Origin of the sequence: Streptomyces sp. NPDC003038 (assembly GCF_040611115.1) — a bacterium.
GTDB lineage: Bacteria > Actinomycetota > Actinomycetes > Streptomycetales > Streptomycetaceae > Streptomyces.
The window spans coordinates 37,777-64,177 of sequence record NZ_JBEXNN010000008.1; the positions used below are offsets into that span (position 1 = coordinate 37,777).

The 26,401-nt window shown below is 71.6% G+C and carries 24 protein-coding genes and 1 tRNA gene; 14 read left to right on the top strand and 11 right to left on the bottom strand.

The annotated features are described in order from the left end of the window. Positions 1–43: 43 nt before the first annotated feature. The 7 genes from ABZX75_RS12635 to ABZX75_RS12665 form a co-directional block, all read right to left on the bottom strand. Complete coding sequence (locus ABZX75_RS12635; protein ID WP_355410162.1) at positions 44–1,363, bottom strand: M28 family metallopeptidase; 1,320 nt, start codon at positions 1,361–1,363, stop codon at positions 44–46. Positions 1,364–1,565: 202 nt separating this feature from the next. Next, positions 1,566–2,510 (bottom strand): EamA family transporter RarD, encoded by a 945-nt coding sequence (gene rarD, locus ABZX75_RS12640; protein WP_355410163.1) that lies wholly within the window; start codon positions 2,508–2,510, stop codon positions 1,566–1,568. A gap of 153 nt (positions 2,511–2,663) precedes the next feature. Next, positions 2,664–3,665, bottom strand: coding sequence for a 2-oxoacid:ferredoxin oxidoreductase subunit beta (locus ABZX75_RS12645; RefSeq protein WP_355410362.1), 1,002 nt, complete (start codon positions 3,663–3,665; stop codon positions 2,664–2,666). A gap of 127 nt (positions 3,666–3,792) precedes the next feature. Next, entirely contained in the window at positions 3,793–5,736 is a 1,944-nt protein-coding gene (locus tag ABZX75_RS12650; protein ID WP_355410164.1) for a 2-oxoacid:acceptor oxidoreductase subunit alpha, read from the bottom strand. A gap of 152 nt (positions 5,737–5,888) precedes the next feature. Beyond that, complete coding sequence (locus ABZX75_RS12655; RefSeq protein ID WP_355410363.1) at positions 5,889–6,548, bottom strand: response regulator transcription factor; 660 nt, start codon at positions 6,546–6,548, stop codon at positions 5,889–5,891. Positions 6,549–6,823: 275 nt separating this feature from the next. Then, positions 6,824–8,275 carry a sensor domain-containing protein gene (locus tag ABZX75_RS12660; protein ID WP_355410165.1) on the bottom strand — a complete coding sequence of 484 codons (1,452 nt, stop codon included), beginning with the start codon at positions 8,273–8,275 and terminating at the stop codon, positions 6,824–6,826. 219 nt (positions 8,276–8,494) lie between these two features. Then, entirely contained in the window at positions 8,495–9,739 is a 1,245-nt protein-coding gene (locus ABZX75_RS12665; protein ID WP_355410166.1) for a sensor domain-containing protein, read from the bottom strand. A 146-nt stretch (positions 9,740–9,885) separates the two neighbouring features. On the opposite strand from ABZX75_RS12665, the gene ABZX75_RS12670 reads away from it, so the two are divergent. From ABZX75_RS12670 to ABZX75_RS12730, 13 genes are all read left to right on the top strand, one after another. Continuing rightward, positions 9,886–10,293, top strand: a complete 408-nt coding sequence (locus ABZX75_RS12670) for an NADH-quinone oxidoreductase subunit A (RefSeq protein ID WP_355410167.1) — start codon at positions 9,886–9,888, stop codon at positions 10,291–10,293. Continuing rightward, on the top strand, positions 10,284–10,916 hold the full coding sequence (locus ABZX75_RS12675; RefSeq protein WP_355410168.1) for an NADH-quinone oxidoreductase subunit B family protein: 633 nt from the start codon (positions 10,284–10,286) through the stop codon (positions 10,914–10,916). The genes ABZX75_RS12670 and ABZX75_RS12675 overlap by 10 nt, the downstream gene beginning before the upstream one ends. Further along, on the top strand, positions 10,913–12,034 hold the full coding sequence (locus tag ABZX75_RS12680; protein WP_355410169.1) for an NADH-quinone oxidoreductase subunit C: 1,122 nt from the start codon (positions 10,913–10,915) through the stop codon (positions 12,032–12,034). Before ABZX75_RS12675 ends, ABZX75_RS12680 begins: the two co-directional genes overlap by 4 nt. Beyond that, complete coding sequence (locus ABZX75_RS12685) at positions 12,031–12,999, top strand: complex I subunit 1 family protein (RefSeq protein ID WP_355410170.1); 969 nt, start codon at positions 12,031–12,033, stop codon at positions 12,997–12,999. The genes ABZX75_RS12680 and ABZX75_RS12685 overlap by 4 nt, the downstream gene beginning before the upstream one ends. Continuing rightward, on the top strand, positions 12,996–13,580 hold the full coding sequence (locus ABZX75_RS12690) for an NADH-quinone oxidoreductase subunit I (protein ID WP_355410364.1): 585 nt from the start codon (positions 12,996–12,998) through the stop codon (positions 13,578–13,580). Before ABZX75_RS12685 ends, ABZX75_RS12690 begins: the two co-directional genes overlap by 4 nt. Continuing rightward, positions 13,577–14,221, top strand: a complete 645-nt coding sequence (locus tag ABZX75_RS12695; protein ID WP_355410171.1) for an NADH-quinone oxidoreductase subunit J — start codon at positions 13,577–13,579, stop codon at positions 14,219–14,221. Before ABZX75_RS12690 ends, ABZX75_RS12695 begins: the two co-directional genes overlap by 4 nt. Then, the gene (gene nuoK / locus ABZX75_RS12700) at positions 14,221–14,586 is read left to right on the top strand and encodes an NADH-quinone oxidoreductase subunit NuoK (RefSeq protein ID WP_355410172.1); all 366 of its coding nucleotides are present in this window, start codon (positions 14,221–14,223) and stop codon (positions 14,584–14,586) included. The genes ABZX75_RS12695 and nuoK overlap by 1 nt, the downstream gene beginning before the upstream one ends. Next, positions 14,583–16,613, top strand: a complete 2,031-nt coding sequence (locus tag ABZX75_RS12705; RefSeq protein ID WP_355410173.1) for an NADH-quinone oxidoreductase subunit L — start codon at positions 14,583–14,585, stop codon at positions 16,611–16,613. The genes nuoK and ABZX75_RS12705 overlap by 4 nt, the downstream gene beginning before the upstream one ends. A gap of 38 nt (positions 16,614–16,651) precedes the next feature. Beyond that, positions 16,652–18,211, top strand: coding sequence for an NADH-quinone oxidoreductase subunit M (locus tag ABZX75_RS12710; protein WP_355410365.1), 1,560 nt, complete (start codon positions 16,652–16,654; stop codon positions 18,209–18,211). After that, a complete protein-coding gene (locus tag ABZX75_RS12715) occupies positions 18,208–19,809 on the top strand; it encodes an NADH-quinone oxidoreductase subunit N (RefSeq protein ID WP_355410174.1) in 1,602 nt (533 codons plus the stop codon). Before ABZX75_RS12710 ends, ABZX75_RS12715 begins: the two co-directional genes overlap by 4 nt. A gap of 311 nt (positions 19,810–20,120) precedes the next feature. After that, complete coding sequence (gene htpX, locus ABZX75_RS12720) at positions 20,121–20,984, top strand: zinc metalloprotease HtpX (RefSeq protein WP_355410175.1); 864 nt, start codon at positions 20,121–20,123, stop codon at positions 20,982–20,984. Further along, a complete protein-coding gene (locus ABZX75_RS12725) occupies positions 20,981–21,373 on the top strand; it encodes a YccF domain-containing protein (RefSeq protein WP_355410176.1) in 393 nt (130 codons plus the stop codon). The genes htpX and ABZX75_RS12725 overlap by 4 nt, the downstream gene beginning before the upstream one ends. Before the next feature lie 99 nt (positions 21,374–21,472). Beyond that, complete coding sequence (locus ABZX75_RS12730) at positions 21,473–21,997, top strand: SMI1/KNR4 family protein (protein ID WP_355410177.1); 525 nt, start codon at positions 21,473–21,475, stop codon at positions 21,995–21,997. Here ABZX75_RS12730 and ABZX75_RS12735 read toward each other — a convergent pair. From ABZX75_RS12735 to ABZX75_RS12745, 3 genes are all read right to left on the bottom strand, one after another. Beyond that, a complete protein-coding gene (locus ABZX75_RS12735) occupies positions 21,981–23,216 on the bottom strand; it encodes an APC family permease (RefSeq protein WP_355410178.1) in 1,236 nt (411 codons plus the stop codon). The two genes, ABZX75_RS12730 and ABZX75_RS12735, sit on opposite strands and share 17 nt — an antisense overlap. Positions 23,217–23,246: 30 nt before the next feature. Beyond that, positions 23,247–24,674 (bottom strand): SulP family inorganic anion transporter, encoded by a 1,428-nt coding sequence (locus ABZX75_RS12740; protein ID WP_355410179.1) that lies wholly within the window; start codon positions 24,672–24,674, stop codon positions 23,247–23,249. A 212-nt stretch (positions 24,675–24,886) separates the two neighbouring features. Beyond that, entirely contained in the window at positions 24,887–25,375 is a 489-nt protein-coding gene (locus ABZX75_RS12745) for a YajQ family cyclic di-GMP-binding protein (RefSeq protein WP_355410180.1), read from the bottom strand. A 199-nt stretch (positions 25,376–25,574) separates the two neighbouring features. Here ABZX75_RS12745 and ABZX75_RS12750 point away from each other — a divergent pair. After that, positions 25,575–25,656 (top strand) — tRNA-Tyr (locus ABZX75_RS12750). 104 nt (positions 25,657–25,760) lie between these two features. On the opposite strand, the gene ABZX75_RS12755 is transcribed toward ABZX75_RS12750, so the two are convergent. Next, positions 25,761–26,381: a maleylpyruvate isomerase N-terminal domain-containing protein gene (locus ABZX75_RS12755; protein WP_355410181.1), complete on the bottom strand. Its 621-nt coding sequence runs from the start codon at positions 26,379–26,381 to the stop codon at positions 25,761–25,763. Positions 26,382–26,401 lie beyond the last annotated feature (20 nt).

Sequence of the window (26,401 nt, forward strand, 5' to 3'; positions counted from 1 at the left end):
CCGGTCGGTCAGTCCGGCCGATCGGTCAGTCAGACCGGTCCGGTCAGAAGGTGATCTTCCAGCTGTTGATGTAGCCGACGTCCTGCGCGGCCACGTCCTTGACCTGGAGCTTCCAGACCCCGTTGGCCGCCTCGCTCGACGCGTTGACCGTGTACGAGGCGATGACGTTGTCCGCCGAGTCCGACCCGCTGGAGTTCTTCAGCAGGTAGGCGGTGCCGTCCGGGGCGATCAGGTGGACGACCAGGTCGCCGCGGTAGGTGTGGACGATGTTGACGTCCACCTTGGTGGTCGCGGGCGCGTTGCCCGAGACGCCGGAGACCGTGATCGGCGAAGTCACCGCGGCCGCGGGGGAGTCCGGCACGCTGACGTCAGCGGTGTTCTCGAAGGACGGGCCCGGCGGGACCGGCGTGGCCGCGCCGAGGTTCCAGACCGCGTAGGCGATGGCGTCGGCGTTGCGGTCCAGGGCGGTGTCGTTGATGTTCGCCGTGCCGTCACAGGAGGAGTGGTAGCAGCGGTCGAAGGCCTGACCGGCGGTGCCGCCCCACTTCTGCGCCTGCGCCGACGACTTCGTGTTGCTGGCGCCGGTGAACAGGCCGCCGACGGGTATGCCCACGTTCTTGAAGGAGGCGTGGTCGGAGCGTCCGTCGCCCTCGGTCTCGATCTCGGTCGGGACGCCGAGGCCCGCGTAGTAGTTCTTGAAGGTCTGCTCGATGGTCGGGTCGTCGTCATAGACGAAGTAGCCCGGGTTCGGCGAGCCGATCATGTCGAAGTTCAGGTACCCGGAGAACTTCGCGCGCTCGGTGCTCGGCAGGTTGTTGACGTAGTACTTCGAGCCGACCAGGCCCAGCTCCTCCGCCCCCCACCAGCCGAAACGCAGGTGCTTCGTGGGCTGGAGGCCGGCCCGCGAGACGGCGAGGGCGGTCTCCAGAACGGCCGCCGACCCGGAGCCGTTGTCGTTGATCCCGGCGCCCGAGGACACCGAGTCCAGGTGCGCGCCCGCCATCAGGACCGCGTTGGGGTCGCCGCCCGGCCAGTCGGCGATCAGGTTGTACCCGGTGGCGCCGCTGGTGGTGAAGGTCTGCAGGGTGGTGGTGAAGCCCGCCGCGTCGAGCTTGGCCTTCACGTAGTCGATCGACGCCTTGTAGCCGGCCCGCCCGTGGGCGCGGTTGCCGCCGTTGTTGGCGGCGATGGTCGAGAACTGCGACAGGTGGGCCTTGACGTTGGCCAGCGGAATGTCGGGCGGCGTCGGCGCCGCGGTGGCCGCCGTGGGGGCGGCGAGCGCCGCGGGGGCGGTGGAGGCGAACAGGCCCGCGACCGCGAATGCGGTCACGGCAGCGAGGCGCCGGGAGACGGACAGGCTCATGTGGGGGCTCCGGGATTCCGCGGGGATATGACGGAACGTGCGGGGTAGCGCAGGTGAGCGTTCGTGCGTCAGTGCGAGCCTGATGGTCAGTGAGATTATGACGTTCAGTCAAGACCACAATTCGGTCAGGTCAGTTCGGAAAACGGACGATCCCCGGTACGGGTGGTCCGTACCGGGGATCGTGAGAGGGCGGGGTGTGCTGTTACGCAGGCTCGCGTGCCGGCGCCACCACTGCGGCGGGGACCTCTTCGAGCAGCGCCCGGGGCCTGCGCGCCGTACGCAGCGCGTCCCAGGTCAGGACGGCGAGCGCGGCCCAGACCAGGGAGAAGCCGACCCAGCGCTCGGGCGGCATGGCCTCGTGGAAGTACAGGACGCCCAGCGCGAACTGGAACACCGGCGCCATGTACTGGAGCAGCCCGAGGGTGGAGAGCGGGACGCGGATCGCGGCCGCCCCGAAGCACACCAGCGGGACCGCGGTGACGAGTCCGGCCGAGGCGAGCAGGACGGCGTGCCCGAGGCCGTGCGAGGCGAAGGTGGACTGCCCTTGCGCGCCGAGCCACAGCAGGTAGCCGAGGGCGGGCAGGAACAGCAGTGCGGTCTCGGCGGTCAGCGACTCCAGCCCACCCATGTTGATCTTCTTCTTCAGCAGCCCGTACACCGCGAAAGAGAAGGCCAGGACCAGTGAGATCCACGGCGGCCGCCCGTAACCGACGGCGAGCACCAGCACGGCGACGAAGCTGACCCCGACTGCCGCCCACTGCGCGCGGCGCAGCCGTTCGCCGAGCAGGAGCACTCCGATCGCGATGCTGACCAGCGGATTGATGAAGTAGCCGAGGCTCGCCTCGACGACCTGGCCGTTGTTGACGGCCCAGATGTACAGGCCCCAGTTCACGGTGATCACCAAGGCGGCCAGAGTGGTCAGGACCAGCTTGCGGGGCTGCCGGAGCAGCTCTCGTATCCAGCCCCAGCGGCGCAGCGCGAGCAGCGCCAACCCGACCACGGCCAGCGACCACACCATGCGGTGGGCGAGGATCTCGATGGCGCCGGAGGGCTTGAGGAGCGGCCAGAAGAGGGGGACCAGACCCCACATGCCGTATGCGCCGAATCCGTAGAGCAAACCCGTGCGCTGCTCGTTCCCTGCCTTCACGGGGCCTCCTGTGCGACTTCCAGCCAACTTGAAGACCGTAGCGCCGTCCGGGACGGATGTCATGCCCGTTAGCGGGAGATGCTCATGACACCGTCGACACGGCGAAGCCCGGACCTCCGGCGAGATCCGGGCTTCGCGGGGGCACGGCAGGGGTCAGCCGATGACGGTCCAGGTGTCGTTGCCGCTCAGCAGGGCGCCGAGGTCGCCCTTGCCGTTCTGCTCGGTGGCCGTGTCGAGCTGCTCGGCCATGAGCGTGTCGTAAACGGGCCGGTCGACATTGCGGAAGACCCCGATGGGGGTGTGGTGAAGGGTGTCGGGGTCGGCGAGGCGGGAGAGGGCGAAAGCCGTGGTGGGGCTGGCCGCCCCGGCGTCGTGGACGAGGATCCGCGCCTCGTTCTCCGGGGTGACCGTCACGACCTCCAGGTCTCCGGTGGCCGGGTTGCGGACGACGCCCTTGGTCAGGTCCGCGCCGAAGCGGATCGGCTGCCCGTCCTCCAGGCGGATGACCGCGTCCTGCGCCCGGTCGTTGTCCTTCAGGGCATCGAAGGCGCCGTCGTTGAAGATGTTGCAGTTCTGGTAGATCTCCACCAGCGCCGTGCCCTGGTGGTCGGAGGCCCGGCGCAGGACCTCGGTGAGGTGCTTGCGGTCGGAGTCCACGGTGCGGGCCACGAAGGAGGCTTCGGCGCCGATGGCCAGGGACACCGGGTTGAAGGGTGCGTCGAGCGACCCCATGGGGGTCGACTTGGTGATCTTGCCGAGCTCGGAGGTGGGGGAGTACTGGCCCTTGGTCAGACCGTAGATCCGGTTGTTGAACAGCAGGATCTTGAGGTTGACGTTGCGGCGCAGGGCGTGGATGAGGTGGTTTCCGCCGATGGACAGCGCGTCACCGTCACCGGTGACCACCCACACGCTCAGGTCGCGGCGGGAGGTGGCCAGGCCCGTGGCGATGGCGGGGGCACGGCCGTGGATGGAGTGCATCCCGTAGGTGTTCATGTAGTACGGGAACCGGGAGGAGCAGCCGATCCCGGAGACGAAGACGATGTTCTCCTTCGCCAGGCCGAGCTCGGGCATGAAGCCCTGCACGGCGGCGAGGACGGCGTAGTCACCGCAGCCGGGGCACCAGCGGACCTCCTGGTCCGACTTGAAGTCCTTCATCGACTGCTTGGCCTGCGCCTTGGGCACGAGCGACAGCAGCGTGGACGCGGTATCGGCCACCGCGCCCTTACGGCCGGCCGCCGCCGTCCCGGTAGGCCCGATCGTGTCGGTCGCCTCGGTGGTTGCCTCAGTCATGGGTGGCCTCCTTGAGGACCGTGGCGAGCTGCTCGGCCTTGAAGGGCATTCCGTTCACCTGGTTGTAGGACTGGGCGTCGACCAGGTACTTCGCCCGGATCAGGGTGGCCAGCTGCCCGAGGTTCATCTCCGGCACTACTACTTTCTCGTAACGCTTGAGGACCTCACCCAGATTCCTCGGGAAGGGGTTCAGGTGGCGCAAGTGGGCCTGGGCGATGGGAACGGCGTCAAGGCGCAGGCGGCGGACGGCGGCGGTGATGGGGCCGTAGGTGGAGCCCCAGCCCAGGACGAGCGTGCGGGCCCCGTCCGGGTCGTCGACGTCGACGTCGGGGACTTCGATGCCGTCGACCTTGGCCTGACGGGTGCGGACCATGAGGTCGTGGTTGGCCGGGTCGTAGGAGATGTTGCCGCTGCCGTCCTGCTTCTCGATCCCGCCGATGCGGTGTTCGAGGCCGGGCGTGCCCGGGACGGCCCAGGGCCGGGCCAGCGTCCCGGGGTCCCGCTTGTACGGCCAGAAGACCTCGGTACCGTCCGCGAGCTCGTGGTTGGGCTCGGACGCGAATGGGGTCCGCAGGTCGGGCAGGTCGTCCACGTCGGGGATCTTCCAGGGCTCGGAACCGTTGGCGAGGTAGCCGTCGGAGAGCAGGAAGACCGGCGTCCGGTACGTCAGCGCGATCCGCGCCGCGTCCAGTGCCGCGTCGAAGCAGTCGGCGGGGGTCCTGGGCGCCACGATCGGGACCGGCGCCTCGCCGTTGCGCCCGTACATGGCCTGCAGGAGGTCCGCCTGCTCCGTCTTGGTGGGCAGACCGGTGGAGGGGCCACCGCGCTGGATGTCCACGATCAGCAGCGGCAGCTCCAGCGACACCGCCAGCCCGATCGTCTCCGACTTCAGCGCCACACCCGGCCCGGAGGTGGTCGTCACGCCGAGGGACCCGCCGAAGGCCGCGCCGAGGGCCGCGCCGATGCCTGCGATCTCGTCCTCGGCCTGGAAGGTCCGCACGCCGAAGTTCTTGTGCTTCGACAACTCGTGCAGGATGTCGGAGGCCGGGGTGATCGGGTACGAGCCCAGGTAGAGGGGCAGGTCGGCCTGCCGGCCCGCGGCGATCAGCCCGTAGGACAGGGCCAGGTTCCCGGAGATGTTGCGATAGGTGCCGGTCGGGAAGGCCTTGGTCGCCGGGGCGACCTCGTAGGAGACGGCGAAGTCCTCGGTCGTCTCGCCGAAGTTCCAGCCGGCCCGGAAGGCGGCGACGTTCGCCTCGGCGATGGCGGGCTTCTTCGCGAACTTCCGGCGCAGGAACTGTTCGGTGCCTTCGGTGGGCCGGTGGTACATCCAGCTCAGCAGGCCCAGCGCGAACATGTTCTTGCTGCGCTCGGCCTCCTTGCGGGAGAGCCCGAAGTCCTTCAGTGCCTCGACCGTCAGGGTCGTCAGGGGCACCGGGTGCAGGTGGTAGGCGTCGAGGGAGCCGTCTTCCAGCGGGGAGGTCTCGTAGCCGACCTTGGCCATCGGCCGCTTGGTGAACTCGTCCGTGTTGACGATGATCTCCGCGCCGCGGGGCACGTCCGCGATGTTGGCCTTGAGGGCGGCCGGGTTCATCGCGACCAGCACGTTCGGCGCGTCGCCGGGGGTGAGGATGTCGTGGTCGGCGAAGTGCAGCTGGAAGGAAGAAACGCCCGGCAGGGTCCCGGCGGGCGCGCGGATCTCGGCGGGGAAGTTCGGCAGGGTCGAGAGGTCGTTGCCGAACGTCGCCGTTTCCGAGGTGAACCGGTCACCGGTGAGCTGCATGCCGTCACCGGAGTCACCCGCGAATCGGATGATCACACGATCGAGGCGGCGGACTTCCTTGCCGCCCGGGCCGGCCGGGGCGCGCTGTCCACCGACAACCGCACCCCCGGCCCCGTCGGCCTGCTCGGCTGCGCTACTGACCTGGCTGGTCACTGAACTGGACCTCCTTCGAGGCGTGGGCGCCCCCAAGTTCAACCCTACGTCCGTAGGGATGAAGTCCCCGGGAACCACCACATTCTGGACCGTCGGCCCGCACGTCGAGACGACCCGACCGGTTATGCCATATCTGACTGAGTGTCGGTCGATCAGGACTTCAGGTAGGTGAGAACGGCCAGAACACGCCGGTGATCCCCGTCACTCGGCGACAGGCCCAGCTTCATGAAGATGTTGCTGACGTGCTTCTCCACCGCTCCGTCGCTGACCACCAGCTGCTTCGCCACGGCAGAATTCGTACGTCCCTCGGCCATCAGCCCGAGCACCTCGCGCTCGCGGGGAGTCAGGCCCGCCAGTACGTCCTGCTTCCGGCTGCGGCCGAGCAGCTGGGCGACGACCTCCGGGTCCAGGGCGGTACCGCCCCGGGCCACGCGCACGACCGCGTCCAGGAATTCCCGCACCTCGGCGACCCGGTCCTTGAGCAGGTACCCCACTCCGGTACTGGAGCCGGCCAGCAGCTCGGTGGCGTACTGCTCCTCCACGTACTGCGACAGGACCAGCACCCCGATCCCCGGGTACTCGCGGCGCAGGCGTACGGCCGCCCGTACGCCCTCGTCGGTGTGCGTCGGCGGCATCCGCACATCCGCCACCACCACATCCGGCAGCGCGTCCTCCGCCGCCAGCTCCGCCACGGTCTTGATCAGGGCTTCCGCGTCCCCGACGCCGGCGACGACGTCGTGCCCCCGGTCGGTCAGCAGCCGGGTCAGACCCTCACGCAGCAGCACCGAATCCTCGGCGATGACCACTCGCACCCTGTCGTCCACGACTCAGCAGCTCCCGCATCCACTCGTACCCGCACGTTCGGGCTCGGCCCCAGCATCCCAGCTCGGGGCCGGATGGATGCAGAGCCGGGGCAACCGGTGCGCGTACAGGCCGAGTTTTCGCCGCGAAGCCCGTCGGGGGCCCGCCACGGAGACGGGCTCGGCGGGGCTCGGTTCAGGGGCCGGGCCGGGGCTCGGTTCAGGGGCCGGGCCCGGGCCGGTTCAGGGGCCGGACCCGGGCCGCCGCGTCATCCGGGCCGCCCGCCTCAGGGCCGGGCGCGCCAGGGGAGCTCCGCCGTGACCGTCGTACCGCCCTCCGGCGGCGAGTCGACGACCAGCGCCCCGTCCACCGCGTCCACTCGCTCGGTCAGGCCCGCCAGCCCCGAACCGGGCCGGGGCCCCGCCCCGCCACGGCCGTCGTCGGCGACCTGGATCAGCAGCCGCTCCCCGGACTTCCACACGTCCACCGAGGCCGACCGCGCCCCGGAGTGCTTGCTGATGTTCTGCAGCAGCTCGGAGGCCGTGAAGTACGCGATCCCCTCGATCGCGGCCGCAGGCCGGTACGGGAGATCCACGGCCACCCGTACCGGAACCGCGCACCGCGCGGCCACCGACGACAGCGCCGCGTCCAGACCGCGGTCGGTCAGTACGGCCGGATGGATCCCGCGGGCCAGGTCGCGCAGCTCCTGGAGGGCGATCTTCACCTCCCCGTGGGCCTCGTCCACCATCCGCGCGGCGGCCTGCGGATCCTCGGTGAGCTTCTCCTTCGCCAGCCCCAGATCCATCGCGAGGGCCACGAGCCGGGCCTGTGCCCCGTCGTGCAGGTCGCGCTCGATGCGCCGCAGGTCGGCGGCGGCGGTGTCCACGACCACCCCCCGGTCGGACTCCAGCTCGCTGACGCGGGAGTCGAGGCGGGAGGCGCCGAGCAGCCCGCTGATCAGGACCCGGTCGACGGTGGTCAGGGCCCGGAGCACCCACGGCGTGGCGAGCGTGAAGGCCAGACCGACCAGGCTGGTGAGGGCGATCTCCGCGGGGGAGTCGAGGTGGAAGGCGTAGTCGCCGTTCTGGAAGAGCTGCAGGCCGGGCTGATCGGTGTAGGCGGGGAAGACCCAGAACCAGACGGGGTACAGCAGGAAGCCCCACCCGTACGCCCAGAACACCACCGCCAGGGTGAAACTGAACACCGCCCACGGGAAGTGGATCACGCAGTACAGCGCGTGCCGCCAGGCGCTCCCGCTCTTGAGCAGCGCCCCCATCGCGGCGAGGGCTCCGCGCTTCTCGGCCCGGATGGGGGAGGGATCGGGGATGTCGGTCCGGAGCAGGGCGCGTACCCGGGCCCGTTCCAGGTGCCCGAACCCGCGGCACATCGCGAGTACGCCGGCGAGTACCGGAATCCCGAGGAAGGTGACGAGCAGCCCGGCGCCGAGGCTCAGGCCGGCGATGGCGAGCGAGAAGTACAGCGTGCTGAGCGGCAGCCCGAGGAGCAGATACCCCAGTTCCCGCCAGGTCCGCCCCGCGAGGGGTGCGCGCAGCACGGCGCCGAAGCCGTCGCCGTCGTGTCGGTGGACGCCACCGCCGAAGCCGCTGCCGCCGTGTCCGCGGACGCTACCGCCGAACCCACCGCCGCCGTGACCGCCGAAGGCACCGCCGCCGCCCGTGCTGGTGCCGGCGCCACCGCCCCTGCGTTTGCCGTTGCCCTTGCCGTTGCCGTCGTCCATGGTCGCGCCCCGTCCTTCCGTCCGCCCGCTACGCCTCCACCCTGTCGCCCACCGCGCGGCCGAACCATGCGGCGAGTCGGCCTGTCCACCGGGGGGTTAACCCCACCCCGGGCGGATTCGGCGACGGACCCCGCCACCCGGTCGGGCCCCCACGCGGACGGGACCCCCGCCCCACCCCGGACGGGAGTCCCCCACCCCAGCGGCGTCAGCGGATCCGGCTCAGCGACCCGCACCCCCGTGGTCCCGCCACGGCAGCTCGGCCGTGACCACCGTGCCCGCCCCCTCGGGCGAGTCCAGCACCAGCACCCCGTCCACCGCGCCCAACCGCTCCGCGAGCCCGGCCAGCCCTGTACCGCCGGACATCCGCGCACCACCGCGCCCGTCGTCCGACACCCGGATGAGCAGCCGCGCACCCGCCCGCCACACCTCCACGCCCGCGACCCGCGCGCCCGCGTGCTTGCTCACGTTCTGCAGCAGCTCCGACACGACGAAGTACGCGATCCCCTCGATCGCCTCCGCCGGCCGCGCCGGCAGGTCCACCGCCACCTTCACCGGCACCACGCACCGCGAGGCCACCGACGACAGCGCCGCGTCCAGTCCCCGGTCCGTCAACACGGCGGGGTGGATTCCCCGAGCGAGGTCCCGCAGCTCCTGGAGGGCGATCTTCACCTCCCCGTGCGCCTCGTCGACCATCGCCGCCGCGCCCTGCGGGTCCTCCAGCAGCTTCTCCTTGGCCAGGCCCAGCCCCATCGCCAGGGCCACCAGCCGCGCCTGCGCGCCGTCGTGCAGATCGCGTTCGATGCGCCGCAGGTCGGCCGCCGCGGTGTCGACGACGACCCCGCGGTCGGATTCCAGCTCCGCGATGCGCCGCTCCAGCTCGTCCGAGGGGGACAGGAGCCCCCGTACCATCGCGCGGTCCGCGTTGGCCAGCCCGCGCACCACGTACGGCAGGACCGGCCACAGCACGAACAGTCCGGTCAGTACGACGGTGAAGGTCAGTACGCCCCACGGGAGCCGGATCAGCTCGTAGAGCACGGTCCGCCAGGCGACCGGGTCCTTGACGCTCGTCCACAGCCAGGGGAAGAAGCCCCCGGTCCGCCGGGGGCCCGGGATCGGGGTCGGCTCGTCCACCCGCACGCCCAGCAGCGCCCGCGCCCGTGCCCGTTCCAGCCGTCCCAACTGGCGGGACAGGTAGAGGCCGCAGGCGAGCAGCGGAATTCCGATGGCCGTCACGGACAGGCTGCCCGCGGTCGCGACCATGAAGACGGTGTAAACGAAACCGACGACCGCCACCGGCAGGTTGCCGAGCAGGTAGCCGATCTCCTTCCACGTCACGGCGCTGAAGACGGCGCGTACGGGGGGAGGCCGGTCGTCGCCGGTTTCCTCACGGGGCCGGTTCGGCCGGCCGGAGCCAGTGGCGCGGTCGGACCCGCTGGGCCGACTGGCGTGCTTGATCGCGGTCATGCCGCCCAGCCTGTCAAGTGCGACCCGCTGGTGCCATGGGGTGGCCGGGTGCTGTGAACGGGGGATAACCCCACCGTGTGTGAGGCAGGGCCTAGACTCGCGTACATACCAGATCGTCGACAGTGGCCGAGAAGCGAGGAACGGACGTGCCTGACCCAACGGTATCGACCGCAACCGTGCTCGCGGCAGACTACTTCCGGAGTTATTCGGTCGTCGGCCTGCTGGCCGTACTGGGTGTGCTCTTCGTGGCCGTGGCCTTCGGAGCCGGCCGCCTGCTGCGGCCGGTGGTCCCGAGCCCCGAGAAGCTGCTGACCTACGAATGCGGCGTGGACCCGGTGGGCGAGGGCTGGGCCCACACCCAGGTCCGCTACTACGTCTACGCCTTCCTCTACGTCATCTTCGCCGTCGACTCGATCTTCCTGTTCCCGTGGGCGACGGTGTTCGCCGCCGCCGGTTACGGCGCCACGACCCTGGTGGAGATGTTCATCTTCCTGGGCTTCCTGGCCGTCGGCCTGCTCTATGCGTACAAGAAGGGCGTCCTCGAATGGACGTGACACCCGCTGTGACACCCGCCGAGGGCGAGCTGCTCCCCGAGCCCAGGCGCCTCGGAGTGCTCTCCCGTCTGGCCCCGGAACCGATGAAGGTGGTCCTCAACTGGGGCCGCCGGTACAGCCTGTGGGTCTTCAACTTCGGCCTCGCCTGCTGTGCGATCGAGTTCATCGCCGCGTCCATGGCCCGGCACGACTTCATCCGGCTCGGGGTCATCCCCTTCGCGCCGGGCCCCCGCCAGGCCGACCTGATGATCGTCTCGGGCACGGTCACGGACAAGATGGCCCCGGCCGTGAAGCGGCTGTACGAGCAGATGCCGGAGCCGAAGTACGTCATCTCCTTCGGCGCCTGCTCCAACTGCGGCGGGCCGTACTGGGACTCGTACGCGGTGACGAAGGGCGTGGACCAGATCATCCCGGTCGACGTCTACGTCCCCGGCTGCCCGCCGCGCCCGGAGGCGCTGCTCCAGGGCATCCTCAAGCTCCAGGAGAAGATCGCCCGGGAATCGCTGGCCGACCGCTACGCGACGGGCCCGTCCGTCTCCCAGCTCACCAGCGGCCTCGTCACGGCCCCGGTCCCGGTCCCGGTCACGCCGCTGTCCGCACCCGCTCCGGGGGCCGGCGCGTGAACCTCTACGACTCCCTCCCCGACGCGGCGCCCACGGTCTTCGGCGCCGAGGCCGTCGCCGAGTCCTCGTACGGCGTCCTCACGGTGGACGTGCCCGTCGGCAGCTGGATCTCCTCGCTCGAAATCGCCCGGGACAAGCTGGGCTGCACGTACTTCGACTGGCTGAGCGCGGTCGACGAGCCGGGCACCGGCTTCCGGATCTGCGCGCACGTCGTCTCGCTGGAGAACCGCCGCGTACGCCGCCTGCTGCTCCGTACGACGGTCCCGCATTCCGCTCCCTCCCTGCCGTCGGCGGTCGCGGTCTACGCGGGGGCGGAATGGCATGAGCGAGAGACGTTCGAGATGTTCGGCGTGGTCTTCACGGACCACCCGCACCTCGTCCCGCTCCTCCTCCCGGAGAACTTCGAGGGGCACCCGCTGCGCAAGGACTTCGTCCTGGCCGCGCGCGTCGTCAAGGCGTGGCCGGGCGCGAAGGAGCCGGGCGAGGCCGCGGATCCCGACGCCCCGAAGCGCCGGCAGATGCTCCCGCCGGGCGTCCCGGACCCCAACGACTGGGGCCCGATGAAGGGCCAGCTCCCGCCGGCCCCCGCCCGCCCGGCACGCACCCCCCGCGCGGCGGGTGCCGCGGCGCGCGAGGGCGCCCCGGCCCGCCGCCCCCGCCCCACCACGGACACCCCGGCGACGGCGTCCGGCCCGGAGGCCGAGGCTCCGTCCCGTCCGCCGCGCCGTACCCGCTCGGTGGCGGACGGCTCCGCGAGCCAGGCCGCCCCGGCGACCCCGGACACCGCGACACCGGACACCGCCCGGCCCGAGGCCGACACCCCGGCGACGCCGGACGCTCCGGCAGCGCCCCCGGCGGCCACGGATGCCGGGGCCGAGGCTCCGCCCCGTCCGCCGCGCCGCACCCGCTCCGCGGGCGACGGCTCCGCGAGCCAGGCCCCCGTACCCGGGCCGGAGGCCACCCGGCGCGGCGCGGACGCGCCCTGGCACGACCCGAAGCCCGCCTTCGACGACCCGCAGGCCGCGCCTCCGGACGCCGAGGCCGAGCCGGACACCAAGCCCGCGGCCGATCCCCGGCCGCAGACCGATCCCACCCCCGACAACGGAGGCGACGCGTGAACGACGTCCTCGACGTCGCCCTGCGGCTGATCGTCGTCTTCGCCGTCTTCCTCGTGCTCCCGCTCGTCGTCGGGCAGACCGAGCACAAGGTGATGGCCCACATGCAGGGCCGCCTCGGCCCCATGTACGCCGGCGGCTTCCACGGCTGGGCCCAGCTCGTCGCCGACGGCGTGAAGTTCGCGCAGAAGGAAGACATCGTCCCGGCCAACGCCGACCGACGGATCTTCCAGCTCGCCCCCGCCGTCGCCCTGCTCCCGTACCTCCTCGTCCTCCTCGCGATCCCGATCGGACCGGGCGAGGGCGCGGTCGGCCAGGTCATCGACGCGGGAGTGTTCTTCGTACTCGCCGTCATGGGCGTCGGAGTCCTCGGCTCCCTGATGGCCGGCTGGGCCTCCGCCAACAAGTTCTCGATGCTCGGCGGCCTGCGTACCGCCGCCCAGCTGCTCGCGTACGAGCTGCCCATGCTGCTCGCCGCCGCCTCCGTCGCGATGGCCGCCGGGACGGTCTCCCTCCCCGGCATCGTCGCCGCCTTCGAGTGGTGGTGGCTGCCCTGGCAGATCGTCGGCGCGCTCGTCTTCTTCACCGCCGGCCTCGCCGAACTCCAGCGGCCACCCTTCGACATGCCCGTCGCCGACTCCGAGATCATCTTCGGCGCGTACACCGAATACACCGGCCTGCGCTTCGCGCTGTTCCTGCTCGCCGAGTACGCCGGCATCGTCGTCCTGTGCGGCCTCACCACGGTCCTCTTCCTCGGCGGCTGGCACGGACCGCTCGGCGCCGACGGCCTCGGCTGGGTGTGGACCCTGCTCAAGGCCGCGCTCCTCGCCTTCCTCGTGATCTGGCTCCGCGTGAGCTACCCGCGGCTGCGCGAGGACCAGCTCCAGAAGCTCGCCTGGACCGTACTCATCCCCCTCGCGCTCGCCCAGATCGCGCTCACCGGCATCGTGAAGGTGGCGATCAACTGATGCCCATCCCCGGATCCGGCCTCGCCAAGGGCTTGGCGGTCACGCTGCGCACGATGACGAAGCGCGCGCACACCGCCCAGTACCCCGAGGCCCAGCCCGAACTCCCGCCCCGCAGCCGTGGGGTCATCGGCCTGTTCGAGGAGAACTGCACGGTCTGCATGCTGTGCGCCCGTGAGTGCCCCGACTGGTGCATCTACATCGACTCCCACAAGGAGACGGTCCCGGCCGCCGCACCGGGTGGCCGCGAGCGCAGCCGTAACGTCCTGGACCGCTTCGCCATCGACTTCTCCCTCTGCATGTACTGCGGCATCTGCATCGAGGTGTGCCCCTTCGACGCCCTCTTCTGGTCGCCGGAGTTCGAGTACGCGGAGACCGACATCCACGAGCTGACCCACGAGCGCGACAAGCTCCGGGAGTGGATGTGGACCGTGCCGGCCCCGCCCGCGCTGGATCCGGCCGCCGAGGAGCCCAAGGAAGTCGCCGCCGCCCGCAAGGCGGTGGAGAAGGCCGAAGCCGCTGCCGCTGCGGCTGCCGCCGAGACGCAGCCGCCGACCACCACGACCCCGGAGGGAGACGCGTGACCGCCGCCGCCACCCTGGCCGCCGCCGCCACGAACGGGCCCGGCTTCCTCTCCCCGACCGGCGTCGAGATCGCTTTCGTCCTCGTCGGCCTCGCCACCCTCGGCGCTGCCCTCGTCACGGTCACCACCAGGCAGCTCGTGCACGCGGCCCTGTGGCTGGTCGTCGCGCTCGGCGGCATCGCCGTCGAGTACCTGCTGCTGACCGCCGAGTTCATCGCCTGGGTCCAGGTCCTGATCTACCTCGGTTCCGTGGTCGTCCTCCTCCTCTTCGGACTGATGCTGACCAAGGCCCCCATCGGCCGCTCCCCGGACGCCGATTCCGGTAACCGCTGGGTCGCCCTCGGCGTCGCCGTCACCGCCGCCGTCGCGCTCGTCTGGGTCGTCGTCGACGCCTTCCGCACCACCTGGATCGATCTCGACGGTCCCGTCCAGGGCTCCACGAAGGTCTCCGGCGAGATCCTCTTCCAGCACTGGGTGCTGCCCTTCGAGGCGCTCTCCGTCCTCCTCCTCGCTGCCCTGATCGGCGCCATCGTGCTGTCCCGCAGGAACGACGCGGCCGCCGCGGCCGCCCCGGCCTCCCCGACTGCTCCGGCCGACGCCCCTGCCGACGCCGACGCCGACGGCAAGAAGGGTCAGCGCTGATGCACCTCGCCTACCCCGCCGTGCTCGCGGCGCTCCTCTTCTGCACGGGCCTGTACGGAGTGCTCGCCCGCCGCAACGCCATCCTGGTCCTGATGTCCGTCGAGCTGATGCTCAACGCCGTCAACCTCAACCTGGTGGCCTTCGACGTCTGGCTGCGCGACATCCTGCACGCGGGCCAGGCCCTCACCCTCTTCACCATCGCCATCGCCGCCGCCGAGATCGGCATCGGCCTCGCGATCGTGCTGATGGTGTACCGCAACCGAGGCACATCGGACGTCGACAGGCTGCGGGACACCGCCGAGGGCCACGAGCCCGCGCCCAGCACGTCCAGCACGCCGCATACGCAGAGCGAGGTCGCCGCGTGACCACCCCGACCCTCGCCGTCCTCGTCCCCCTCCTCCCCTTCCTGGGAGCGGTGGCAGGACTGCTGACCGGCCGCACCGCCCCCGGCTTCGTCCGGCCGCTCGCCGTCCTGCCGACGCTGGCCGCCGCCGTACTGGCCGTGCTCGTCGCCTACCGCCACGGCGGTGGCAAGGCGATCGACACCGCGACCGAGCTGACCCCGACCGGCTCGGTGCCGATCGAGCTCTCGCTCCACCTGGACGGCTTCGCCGTGCTGGTCGCCGTCCTGGTCGGTGTCGTCGCCACCTGTGTACAGCTCTACTCGACGGCCTACCTCCGCGAGGACCCCCGCTACCCGTCGTACGCCGCGCTGATCTCGCTGTTCACCTCCGCCATGCTGCTCGTCGTCTACTCCGGCGACCTGATGGTGCTGCTGGTCGGCTGGGAGATCATGGGCATCTGCTCGTACTTCCTGGTCGGCCACTACTGGGAGACGGAGGCGGCCCGCTCCGCCTCCCTGAAGGCCTTCCTCGTCACCAAGCTCGGTGACGTCCCCTTCCTGATCGGCCTGTTCGCCCTCGCCGCCGACGCGGGATCCTTCCGGATCACGAAGATCCTGGGTACCGTCGCCGCCGGCGGGCTCGACCACCCGACGCTGATCGCGCTGCTCCTGCTGGCCGGCGTCGCGGGCAAGTCCGCGCAGTTCCCGCTGCACACCTGGCTCCCGGACGCCATGGCGGGCCCCACCCCGGTCTCCGCGCTGATCCACGCCGCGACGATGGTCGCCGCCGGCGTCTACTTCATCGCCCGCCTCCTCCCCGTCTTCGCGGCCTCCCGAGCCGCCCTGCTGGTCCTGGCCGTCATGGCCGCCGTCACGATGATCGGCTCCGCCCTCGCCGCCCTGGCCCAGGACGACATCAAGCGCGTGCTCGCCTACTCCACGGTCGGCCAGCTCGGCTACATGACCGGCGCCCTGGCCGTCGGCGATCGCGGCGCCGCCGTCTTCCACCTCCTGTCCCACGGCGCCTTCAAGGCGCTGCTGTTCCTCGGCGCGGGCGTGATCATCCACGCCGCCGGCACGAACTCCCTGGCCGCCATGTCCCGCATGGACGGCCTGTCCAAGCGCATCCCCGACGCCTTCTGGACGATGACCATCGCGCTGCTCGCGCTCGCCGCGATCCCGCCCTTCGCAGGCTTCTTCTCCAAGGAAGCCGTCCTCGTCGCCGCCGAGCACACCGCCACCGGTCACTCGGAGTTCGCGCCCACCGCCGCCGGCTGGGTGGTGCTGGTCGCCGGCGTGCTGACCGCCCTGCTCACCGCCGCCTACGCCACCCGGCTGTGGCTGATGGCCTTCCGGGGCCGGGGCGCCGCCGCCCCCGACCACGGCAAGGAGCCCGCCGCCATGACCGGCGTCCTGTGGCTGCTGGCGATCCCGTCGCTGGGCTTCGGCCTCGCGGCGGGCCCCCTCGCCGACTGGTTCGACGGCAGGGAACTCACTCCGTCCGTGACCACCTCGGTCCTCGGCACGGGCGCCGCGGTCATCGGCGCGATGCTCACCTACGCCCTGTGGCAGCGCCCGGCCGCCCAGGCCGCCACCGCCCCCGCCTCGGTCACCGCGTCCGCGGCCTCCGCCGCCGCGGTCGAGTCCGCCGCACAAGCCCCCGAGGTCGACGAGGTCGCCCCGCAGGGAGCGGCCGCCGCCGTCCCCGTGACCGGCTACACGGCCGCCACCGCCCCCGTCACCGACCCCGGCAGGGCCCTCCTCGGCCCGCTGCACCGCCACGCAGCCGACGGCTTCCACCTCGACGCCGTCTACGACCGGCTCTTCGTCCGCCCCGTCCGGGCGGCCGCGAGCCTCGTCCGCTTCCTCGACCGCGAGGTCGTGGACACGTACGTCCGCGGCGCGGGCACCGGCCCCCGGCTGCTCGGCAGCCTCGTACGCCGCGCCCAGACCGGCAACGTGCAGAGCTACCTGAGCGCCCTGCTCGCCGGCGCCGTGGTCCTGGCGATCGCCACCGCCGTCCTCGCCAACGTCAACGCCGGATCGTGAGCCGTGAGTCAGCCGTGATTGATATCAGCCCGTCCGTGATGCAGTTCCTTCTGGCGTTCATCGTGGCCGCACCGCTCCTCGGCGCCGTCGTGGCCCTGCTGCCGGCCCCGCCCGGCCTCAAGGGCCGCAGCCCCGAACAGGCCGTGCTGCGCCACGGCGTGACCGTCACGGGGGTGATCCTGGCTGCGGCGATCGCCCTCACCCTGGGCTTCGACCACGACGCCCCCGCCCGCTTCCAGGCGACGACGGACATCAGCTGGATCCAGGCGCTGAACGTCCGGATCCACCTCGGTGTCGACGGCATCTCGCTCCCCCTCCTCCTGATGACCGCGCTGCTGTTCTTCCTCTGCGCGCTCTACAGCTACTTCAAGCTGCCCGACGGCCCCTCCCCGAAGGCCTTCGTCGCGCTGCTGCTCGTCCTCGAGTCCGGCACCCTCGCGACCTTCGCCGTCCTCGACCTGCTGCTGTTCTTCCTCGCCTTCGAGATGGTCCTCATCCCGATGTACTTCCTCATCGCCCGCTGGGGCGGTGCTCAGCGGCAGGCCGCCGCCTGGAAGTTCATCCTCTTCACGCTCCTCGGCTCCGTCGTCATGCTGCTCGGTCTGCTGCTCATCGGACTGAACAGCGGCACCTTCGACATGGTGGCACTCGCCACTGACAACGGCCGCGAACTGACCCGTACCACCCAGCTCCTGGCCGTTCTGGCCATCGGTATCGGCCTCGCCGTGAAGACCCCGATGTGGCCGCTGCACAGCTGGCTGCCGGACGCCCACACCGCCGCCCCCACCGTCGGCTCCGTCCTGCTGGCCGGCGTCCTGCTCAAGATGGGCACGTACGGGTTCGTCCGCATTCTCATCCCCATCACCCCCGACGGCATGCACACCTTCGCCCCCTACCTGGGCGCCTTCGCCGCCGTCGGCATCGTCTACGGATCCCTCGCCTGCCTCGCGCTGGCCCGCAAGGGGAACAAGGGCGACCTCAAGCGCCTCATCGCGTACTCCTCCGTCGGCCACATGGGCTTCGTACTCCTCGGCATCGCGACCATGACCCCCACCGGCGTCAACGGCGCGCTCTTCGCCAACATCGCCCACGGCCTGATCACCGGCCTCCTCTTCTTCCTGGTCGGCGCCCTCAAGGACCGCTACGGCACCGCCGACCTCGACACCCTCGCCGGGGCCACCGGCGCCGCCCTCTACGGCCGCGCCCCCCGCCTCGGCGCGCTCCTCGCCTTCGCCGCCGTCGCCTCCCTCGGCCTGCCCGGACTGGCCGGCTTCTGGGGCGAGATGCTGGCCCTGTTCGGCGCCTTCGACCCGGCGGAGGGCCTGTCCCGCCCCGCCTTCCTCACGTACATGGCGGTCGGCGCGTTCGGCACCCTGCTCACCGCCGCCTACCTCCTGATCGTCGTCCGGCGCGTCTGCATGGGCGACCCGAAGGCCGAGAGCGCCGCCCCGGCCGCCCTCGCGGACATCCAGCGCCACGAGTTCGCGGCCTGGACCCCGCTCGCCGCCCTCACCGTTCTCGCCGGCCTGTGGCCCGCAGCCCTCCTCGGCCTCACCGATCCGGCCGTCCAGAAGCTCCTCGCAGGAGGCACCTCATGACGGTCCTGTCCGCCATCGGCACCGCCGTCGGCACGGTCATCGGCACTGGCAGCGGCACCGGCAGTGGGAGCAGCACTGCCGCCGCCGAACCGGCCGCCGCGAGCCTGGTCCAGTCCGTCGACTGGCTCGCCATCGCGCCCGTGGCCATCACCGCCGCCGTCGCCCTGGGCGTCCTGGTCGCCGACCTCTTCGTACCCGAGCGCCGCAAGCCGCTCCTCGGCTGGATCTCCGTCGCCGGCCTGGCCGTCGCGACGGCCACCCTGCTGCCACTGCGCGCCGGCGACCGCAGCACCTTCTGCCTCACCGGCGACGCGACCGCCTGCAGCTACACCGCCGACCACTTCACGCTCGTCGTCCAGTTCCTGGTGCTGGCCGGCGCGCTGGTCACCGCCCTGCTGTCGGTCACCGCCGTCCGCGAGACGCGCATGCCGGCCGGCGAGTACTGGTTCCTGCTGCTCTCCTCCGCCGCCGGCGCGGCCCTGCTGCCCGCCTCCCGCGACCTCGCCACCCTGATCGTCGCCCTCGAAGTCGCCTCGCTGCCCGCCTTCGCCCTCGTCGGCATGCGCCGCGGCGACCGGCTCTCCTCCGAGGCCGCCCTCAAGTTCTTCCTCTCCTCCGTCACCGCCACCGCCGTCTCCCTCCTCGGCGTCAGCTTCGTCTACGCCGCCACCGGCTCCCTGCACCTCACCCGGGTCGCCGAGCGTCTCGACGACGTCCCCGGGCAGCTCGACACCCTCGCCATGGCCGGCGTCGCCCTCACCCTCGTCGGCTTCGCCTTCAAGACCGCGGCCGTCCCCTTCCACTTCTGGGTCCCCGACACGTACGTCGGCGCGCCCCTGCCCATCGCCGGCTACCTCTCGGTGATCGGCAAGGCCGTCGGCTTCACGGGCCTGATCCTCGTCACCGTGATCGCCTTCCCCGCGTACTCCGCGGTCTGGGGCCCGGCCCTCGCCGTCCTCGCAGCGCTCACCATGACGCTGGGCAACGCGGCCGCCCTGCGCCAGTCCGCGGACCGCCCCAACAGCGCCGTTCGGCTGCTCGCCTGGTCCTCCGTCGGCCAGGCCGGCTACCTGCTGGTCCCGATCGCGGCGGCCGCGTACTCCGAGCGCGACCAGATCGGCTCCACCCTCGCCTACGCCCTCATGTACGCCGCCGTGAACCTGGGCGCCTTCGCCGTCGCCGCGCTGGTCGCCCGTACGAAGCCGCTCCACCGGATCAGCGACTACCGCGGCCTCTACGCCGAGCGCCCGCTCGCCGCGCTCTCGCTGGCCTTCTTCCTGCTCTGCCTGGCCGGCCTGCCGCCGGGCCTCATCGGGCTCTTCGCCAAGGTCATCGTCTTCCGGTCCGCGGTCGACGCGGGCCTGGGCTGGCTGGCCGTGATCATGGCGGTGAACGTCGTCGTCGCTCTCTACTACTACCTGCGATGGACGGCGCTGCTCTTCCGTACGCCGGAGGGCGCCGAGGGCGTGGTGGCCCGTACGAAGGTCCCGTGGCCGGTCACGGCCGCCATCGGGCTCACCGCAGTGGTCTCGCTGGTCCTCTCGGGCGCCCCGCAGCTGATCCTGCGCGTCGCGGCGGGCAGCCTCTTCCCGCAGTAAGCCGTAGGCGCTGTCCTGTACGCGCTGTCCTGTACGCGGCGACCTGTACGCGGCGACCTGTACGCGGCGACCCGTACGCGGCGACCCGTGCGCCGCAGGAGGGTCCGGACGGGCCGGCCCGCACGCCGTAACCCGTACGGCCCAACACCCGCCGCCGCCCCACCGCCCCGGACCCGGGGGCGGCGGCCCTGCCGGGCCCTGGGAACCCGACGCCCTCACCTCGCGTTGACCAGGAAGGAAGGGTCCACTGGACCGTAGACCCTCAGATCCCTCGACGGGGCTCCCCTGCCGCACCACTAGGAGGGCGTACCGTGCACCGCCGGCACAACGGGCTCAAGACCGCCGTACTCCTCGGCGGGCTGTCCGCACTGATCATCGTCATCGGAAGCCTCTTCGGGCGGGGCGGCCTGATCGTCGCCGTCGTCATCGCCCTCGGGACGAATGCGTACGCGTACTGGAACAGCGACAAGCTGGCTCTACGCGCGATGCGCGCCCGCCCCGTGAGTGAGTTCGAGGCCCCCGCCCTCTACCGAATGGTGCGCGAACTCTCCACGTCCGCACGCCAGCCCATGCCCCGGCTCTACATCTCGCCGACCGAGGCGCCCAACGCCTTCGCCACCGGCCGCAACCCGCGCAACGCGGCGGTCTGCTGCACCGAGGGCATCCTGCGCATCCTCAGCGAGCGCGAACTGCGCGGAGTCATCGGCCACGAGCTGAGCCACGTCTACAACCGCGACATCCTGATCTCGTCGGTCGCCGGCGCCCTCGCCTCGGTGATCATGTTCCTGGTGAACTTCGCCTGGCTGATACCGGTCGGCCGCTCGGACGACGACGAGGGACCGGGACTCTTCGGCATGCTGCTGATCATGATCCTGGGCCCGCTGGCCGCGTCCGTGATCCAGCTCGCCATCAGCCGCTCGCGCGAGTACGAGGCCGACGCGTCCGGGGCCCAGCTCACCGGGGACCCGCTCGCCCTGGCGAGTGCGCTGCGCAAGCTCGACGCGGGTACCAAGCAGCTCCCGCTGCCCGCGGAACCGCGACTGGAGACAGCGAGCCATATGATGATCGCCAACCCATTCCGACCGGGCGAAGGCCTTTCTAAAATGTTCTCGACTCACCCTCCGATGGCCGAGCGCATCGCCCGGCTCGAACAGATGGCAGGACGCCGACAGTGAAGACAATCCTGAATGTCATCTGGCTCATACTCAGCGGCATCTGGCTGTTCCTCGGCTACTGCCTCGCCGGTGTGCTCCTCTGCGTCACCATCATCGGCATCCCCTTCGGCATCGCCGCGTTCCGCATCGCGATCTACGCGCTCTGGCCCTTCGGCTACACCGCGGTCGAACGGCGCGACGCGGGCGCGGCATCCTGCATCGGCAACGTCCTGTGGCTGGTCCTGGCGGGCTGGTGGCTGGCCCTGAGCCACATCGTCACCGGCATCGCGCTCTGCGTCACGATCATCGGCATCCCCTTCGGCATCGCCAACTTCAAGATGGTCCCGCTCTCCCTGCTCCCGCTGGGCCGCGAAATCGTCCCGACGGACGCGCCGTTCGCCGCTCGGTGACGGCGCGCGTCCTGTGCGAGCGGAACGTCGACGTCGTCCTGGCTTGACCGATTCGCGCAGGTCAGGGCGATTGTCAGTGGGGTCCTCCACCATGAACACATGAACGAGACCGAGCAGTTGCTGGAGCAAGTCGCAGACCGCCTGCGCAACTCCGCCCAGGGGCACGGAAAGCCCCTGCCGGCGGCCCTGGGCACCGGGGATCTCATCCGCGCCGAGCACATACTCGGCTTCGCCCTGCCGCCACTGCTCGCCGGTCTCTACGCCCGCGTCGGAGACGGCGGCTTCGGGCCGGAGCACGGGTTGCTGTCGCTGGCTCAGGCCGTGCGGGACTACCAAGGGCAGCGGGAATCCGGGTGGCGCTGGCCCGAGGGCGTGCTGCCGATAGCCGACTTCGGATGCGCCGTGTACGCGTGCGTGGACTGCCGCTCCGAAACGGCGCGAGTCCTGCTGTTCGACCCGAATCCGGGGGAGCCCGACCTCGCCTGGTACGTCGACACCCCCAGCCTGGCCGACTGGCTGCGCGGCTGGCTCGACGGCACCGCCTGGTTCTGCGAGGAATCCGGTTCCGGAGAGGAGGAAGACCTGGAACTGGCCCCCTGGACCGAGTTCAGATCCCGGATCTGATCCGCCGCCGGACCCCGTACGACAGCGCGCCCAGCGCCAGGACCGCCGCCCCCGCGACCGCCGACGCGAAGGGCAGCGCGCAGACCAGCACCACACAGCCGGACAGCCCGACCGCTGCCACGGCCCGGCCCTTGACATGTGAATCGAGCGTCCACGCGGAAGCGTTCGCGATCGCGTAGTAGACGAGCACTCCGAAGGACGAGAAACCGATCGCCCCCCGCAGATCGGCGGTGGCCGCGAGCACCGCCACGACCGCACCCACTGCCAGCTCCGCATGGTGCGGCACCTGATGCCGGGGATGTACGGCGGCCAGCGCGCGGGGGAAGTGGCCGTCCCGGGCCATCGCCAGGGTGGTCCGCGAGACCCCGAGGACGAGGGCGAGCAGCGATCCCAGCGCGGCCAGCGCCGCGCCCACCCGGACGACCGGGGACAGTTCGGGCCGGCCGGCGGCCCGAACCGCGTCGGCCAGTGGGGCCGACGACTGCGCCAGCCCGTTGGCGCCGAGCACCGACAGCGCCGCCACCGCCACGGCGGCGTACACCAGAAGCGCGATCCCGAGCGCGAGCGGCACCGCCCGCGGGATCGTCCGTTCCGGGTCGCGCACCTCCTCGCCCAGGGTGGTGATCCGGGCATAGCCCGCGAAGGCGAAGAACAGCAGCCCGGCTCCCTGCAACAGCCCGAGGACGCCCCAGTCCGCGCCTCCCAGCCGCCCGGGTTCGGCCGCGCCGGAGGACAGGCAGACGACAACGACCCCGGCCAGCACCGCCAGTACCGCCGCCACGATCAGCCGGGCGAGCCGCGCGGACTTCTGCATGCCGCCGTAGCTCGCGGCGGTCAGCGCCACCACCGCCGCGACGGCCACGGCGTGCTGCTGCCCGGGCCAGACGTATGCGCCGACGGTGAGTGCCATCGCCGCACAGGAGGCCGTCTTGCCGATCACGAATCCCCAGCCGGCCAGGAACCCCCAGAAGGGCCCGAGCCGCTCGCGCCCGTAGACGTAGGTGCCGCCGGAGGCCGGGTACCGGGCGGCGAGCCGCGCCGAGGAGTGCGCATTGCAGTAGGCCACGAGGGCCGCCAGTGCGAGGGCCGCGAGGAGGGCGCCGCCCGCCGCGCGCGCGGCCGGGGCGAGAGCGGCGAAGATGCCGGCGCCGACCATCGCGCCGAGTCCGACGACGACCGCGTCGGAGACCCCCAGGGTGCGTTTCAGCTCGTGTTCCACGGGCGGAGGGTAGCCGAGCCGGATGAAGGCCTAGATGACCCCTTCCCGGCCGGGGAGCGGCGTCCGCTTCCGCTCCCAGCTTTCGAGAGCCGTCAGACAGGCGTGGTCGAGATGGCGCAGTCCGCCCAGATCGAGCCGTACCGGCTTCCCGTGGGGCAGCGCGTCCAGCGCGTCGAGCAGCTTGGGCAGCCGCAGGAAGCTGGCGTTCCCCACCACGCGGACACACAGTTCCTCGCCCTCCCACACCTCCTCGATGTGCACGTGGGAGGTTTCCCAGGCCGCCTTGGCGATGGCGAGGCCCAGTCCGATCAGCACGCCCTCGAAGAGGTTGGTGAGCACGATCGCGCAGGCCGTCGCCACCAGCACCACCGCCTCGCCCCGGTGCGTCCGCCACAGGGAGGCCACCGCCCGGGACGGAAGCAGCTTCCAGCCCGCGTGCAGCAGCACCCCGGCCAGCGCGGCGAGCGGCACGATCTCCAGCAGCCGGGGGAACGCCACGGCGAAGAGGAGCAGCCAGCCGCCGTGCAGCACCCGGGCCGCCCGGGTACGGGCCCCGGCCTCCACGTTGGCGGCGCTGCGCACGATCACGGCGGTCATCGGCAGCGCTCCGAGCAGCCCGCACACGGTGTTCCCGAAGCCCTGGGCCACGAGCTCCCGGTCGTAGTGGGTCCGGGCCCCGTCGTGCATGCGGTCCACGGCGGCGGCGCTGAACAGCGTCTCGGCGGAGGCGATCAGGGCGAGTGCGACGACCGTCCCGGCGGCCCCCAGGGAGGCCAGCACCCCGAAGTCGCCCCAGTCGGGTGGGGACACGGCCTCCAGTACCCCCGTCACCCGCACCTTCTGGACGGGGAGCCGCAGCAGGGCGGCCACGGCGGAGGCGGCCGCCACCGCGACCAGGGCCCCGGGCACGAGCCGCAGCCTCGCCGGTATGCGCCGCCAGGCCACCAGGAGCGCTACGGTCCCGGCCCCGAGCGCCACGGCGGCCCAGTCGGCCCGCGCCGCGAGCGCGGGTATCCCGCCCAGCTTCTCCAGGGTCGCGCCCGGAGTCTCCACGCCGCCGAGGGCGTACAGCTGCCCGGCGATCAGGACGAGGCCGATCCCGGCCAGCATCCCGAGCACGACGGCGACGGAGATCGCCCGGAACCACCGCCCGAGCCGGAGCACCCCCATGCCCAGCTGCATCACGCCGGCGGCCAGCACGAGCACGCCGAGCGCGGTCAGACCGTACGCGCGCACCGCCTCGTAGACGAGCACGGTGAGCCCCGCCGCGGGCCCGCTCACCTGGAGCGAACTCCCGCGGAACCACCCGGTGACCAGCCCGCCGACCACCCCGGTGACGATTCCCAGCTCGGCCGGCACCCCGGAGGCGACGGCCACCCCCACACAGAGGGGCAGCGCCACCAGCGCCACCACGACCGACGCCCCGAAGTCTGCGCGAAACGTGCCGGCCCCAGGCATCCGGGAATCCCCCTGTCACACGATGATGGATGCCCCCAGCGTGCTGGGCGCACCAACCCCGGCCAAGTGCCCACTGGAGCCCGCGAAGGCGCACGCGCCGCGCACGCCCCGCACACACCCCCGCGACCCCGGGAACCACCGCGGCCCGGCGGTCGGTGAAGACCGCCGGGCCGGCGTGGAGGCAGGTCGCGAGGACCTGGGTCAGCGAGGGCTCAGCGGTAGTTCACGAACTGGATCGCGAAGTCCAGGTCCTTGCCCTTGAGGAGCGTCTGCACGGTCTGCAGGTCGTCACGGCTCTTGGAGCTGACCCGCAGCTCCTCGCCCTGGACCTGCGCCTTGACGCCCTTGGGGCCCTCATCCCGGATGATCTTCGCGACCTTCTTGGCGTTCTCCTGGGAGATGCCTTCCTCGATCGTGGCGAAGATCTTGTACTCCTTGCCGGACAGCTGCGGCTCGCCGGCGTCCAGTGCCTTGAGCGAGATCCCGCGCTTGACCAGCTTGGTCTCGAAGACGTCCAGAACAGCCTTGACGCGCTCCTCGGAGTTCGCCTCCATCAGGATCTTCTCGCCGGACCAGGCGATCGTGGCGCCGGTGCCCTTGAAGTCGTAGCGCTGCGAGAGCTCCTTGGCGGCCTGGTTGAGGGCGTTGTCGACCTCCGGCCGCTCGACCTTCGAGACGATGTCGAAACTGGAGTCGGCCATGTGCTGTGGCTCCTTGAAGTCGGTTGCGATCACCCCGGAGGGCGCGGCCGGACATCCCCGGCCCGTTCGGCAAAGCCTAGCCACCGCACCCACCCGCGGCGCTGATCAATCCGGTGGTGAAGCACCCCCGGTCATCAGGTATCGTTTACGTCGTTGCCACGGAGCGCCGCCGCAAGGCGGAAAAACGGCAACGTCTCTTGGCGGTGTGCCCGAGTGGCCAAAGGGAGCAGACTGTAAATCTGCCGGCTCAGCCTACCCAGGTTCGAACCCTGGCGCCGCCACGCGATGTGAGACCCCCGTTCAACTGCGGAAGCGCAGTTGAACGGGGGTCTTCTCGCATGCGCCCGCGGGCGGCACCGGGCCGTAAGGAGAGCCTCCGGGGCACTCACCGATCCGTACGCGCCGCCGGGCGATCCGTGGTGGCGTCGGCGGCCGGAGACTCCGTGAGTGCCGCCCGCCAGGTCCACGAGGTGCGGCGGGGGCGGCCGGGGAGGGCGAGGCGGCCCGCAGACCAGAGCAGGGCCTCGCCGGGCGGGCCCGGCGGGGTGTCCGGGAAGAGACGGGCCAGCACGGCGGCCGAGAGCTCCTGCGGTGGTTCCCAGGACAGCGCGAGACCCTGGGCGATGTCGTACGTGTGGAGCAGGAGCTCCGCCACGCCCATCGCCGCGAAGCCCGCCGGATCGCAGGGTCCCCAGTGCCAGGCCCGGTCCCCGGGAGCGGCGGCCGAGACCGCCGCACTCAGCAGGCGGGCGCTCGCCGACACCACCGCCAGCACCTCGGCCGGGGGAGTGCCCGGGCGGACCCGCAGGTCCACCGGCAGGTAGCCCGCGGGCGCACGGGAGGCCACCTGCGCGGCGTACGCCGTGAGGTCGTGCGCGATGTGCGCCGCCGTCGTCCAGCAGGACCAGTCGAGTGAGCCCGCCGGGACCTGCCAGTCCCGGCCGGTGTGGGGGGCGAGGGCCGACAGCGTTCCGGCTGCCGCCCGTTCGACGTCCGAGCCGTTCATCGGCCGCATCGTCGCAGGCT

Bases quoted from the DNA above. Each gene is read 5' to 3' on its own strand.
- ABZX75_RS12635 (WP_355410162.1), bottom strand. From the start codon at position 1,363: ATGAGCCTGTCCGTCTCCCGGCGCCTCGCTGCCGTGACCGCATTCGCG.
- ABZX75_RS12645 (WP_355410362.1), bottom strand. From the start codon at position 3,665: ATGAAGGACTTCAAGTCGGACCAGGAGGTCCGCTGGTGCCCCGGCTGC.
- ABZX75_RS12660 (WP_355410165.1), bottom strand. From the start codon at position 8,275: ATGGACGACGGCAACGGCAAGGGCAACGGCAAACGCAGGGGCGGTGGC.
- ABZX75_RS12665 (WP_355410166.1), bottom strand. From the start codon at position 9,739: ATGACCGCGATCAAGCACGCCAGTCGGCCCAGCGGGTCCGACCGCGCC.
- ABZX75_RS12675 (WP_355410168.1), top strand. From the start codon at position 10,284: ATGGACGTGACACCCGCTGTGACACCCGCCGAGGGCGAGCTGCTCCCC.
- nuoK (WP_355410172.1), top strand. From the start codon at position 14,221: ATGCACCTCGCCTACCCCGCCGTGCTCGCGGCGCTCCTCTTCTGCACG.
- ABZX75_RS12710 (WP_355410365.1), top strand. From the start codon at position 16,652: ATGCAGTTCCTTCTGGCGTTCATCGTGGCCGCACCGCTCCTCGGCGCC.
- ABZX75_RS12715 (WP_355410174.1), top strand. From the start codon at position 18,208: ATGACGGTCCTGTCCGCCATCGGCACCGCCGTCGGCACGGTCATCGGC.
- ABZX75_RS12730 (WP_355410177.1), top strand. From the start codon at position 21,473: ATGAACGAGACCGAGCAGTTGCTGGAGCAAGTCGCAGACCGCCTGCGC.
- ABZX75_RS12740 (WP_355410179.1), bottom strand. From the start codon at position 24,674: ATGCCTGGGGCCGGCACGTTTCGCGCAGACTTCGGGGCGTCGGTCGTG.
- ABZX75_RS12745 (WP_355410180.1), bottom strand. From the start codon at position 25,375: ATGGCCGACTCCAGTTTCGACATCGTCTCGAAGGTCGAGCGGCCGGAG.
- ABZX75_RS12755 (WP_355410181.1), bottom strand. From the start codon at position 26,381: ATGAACGGCTCGGACGTCGAACGGGCGGCAGCCGGAACGCTGTCGGCC.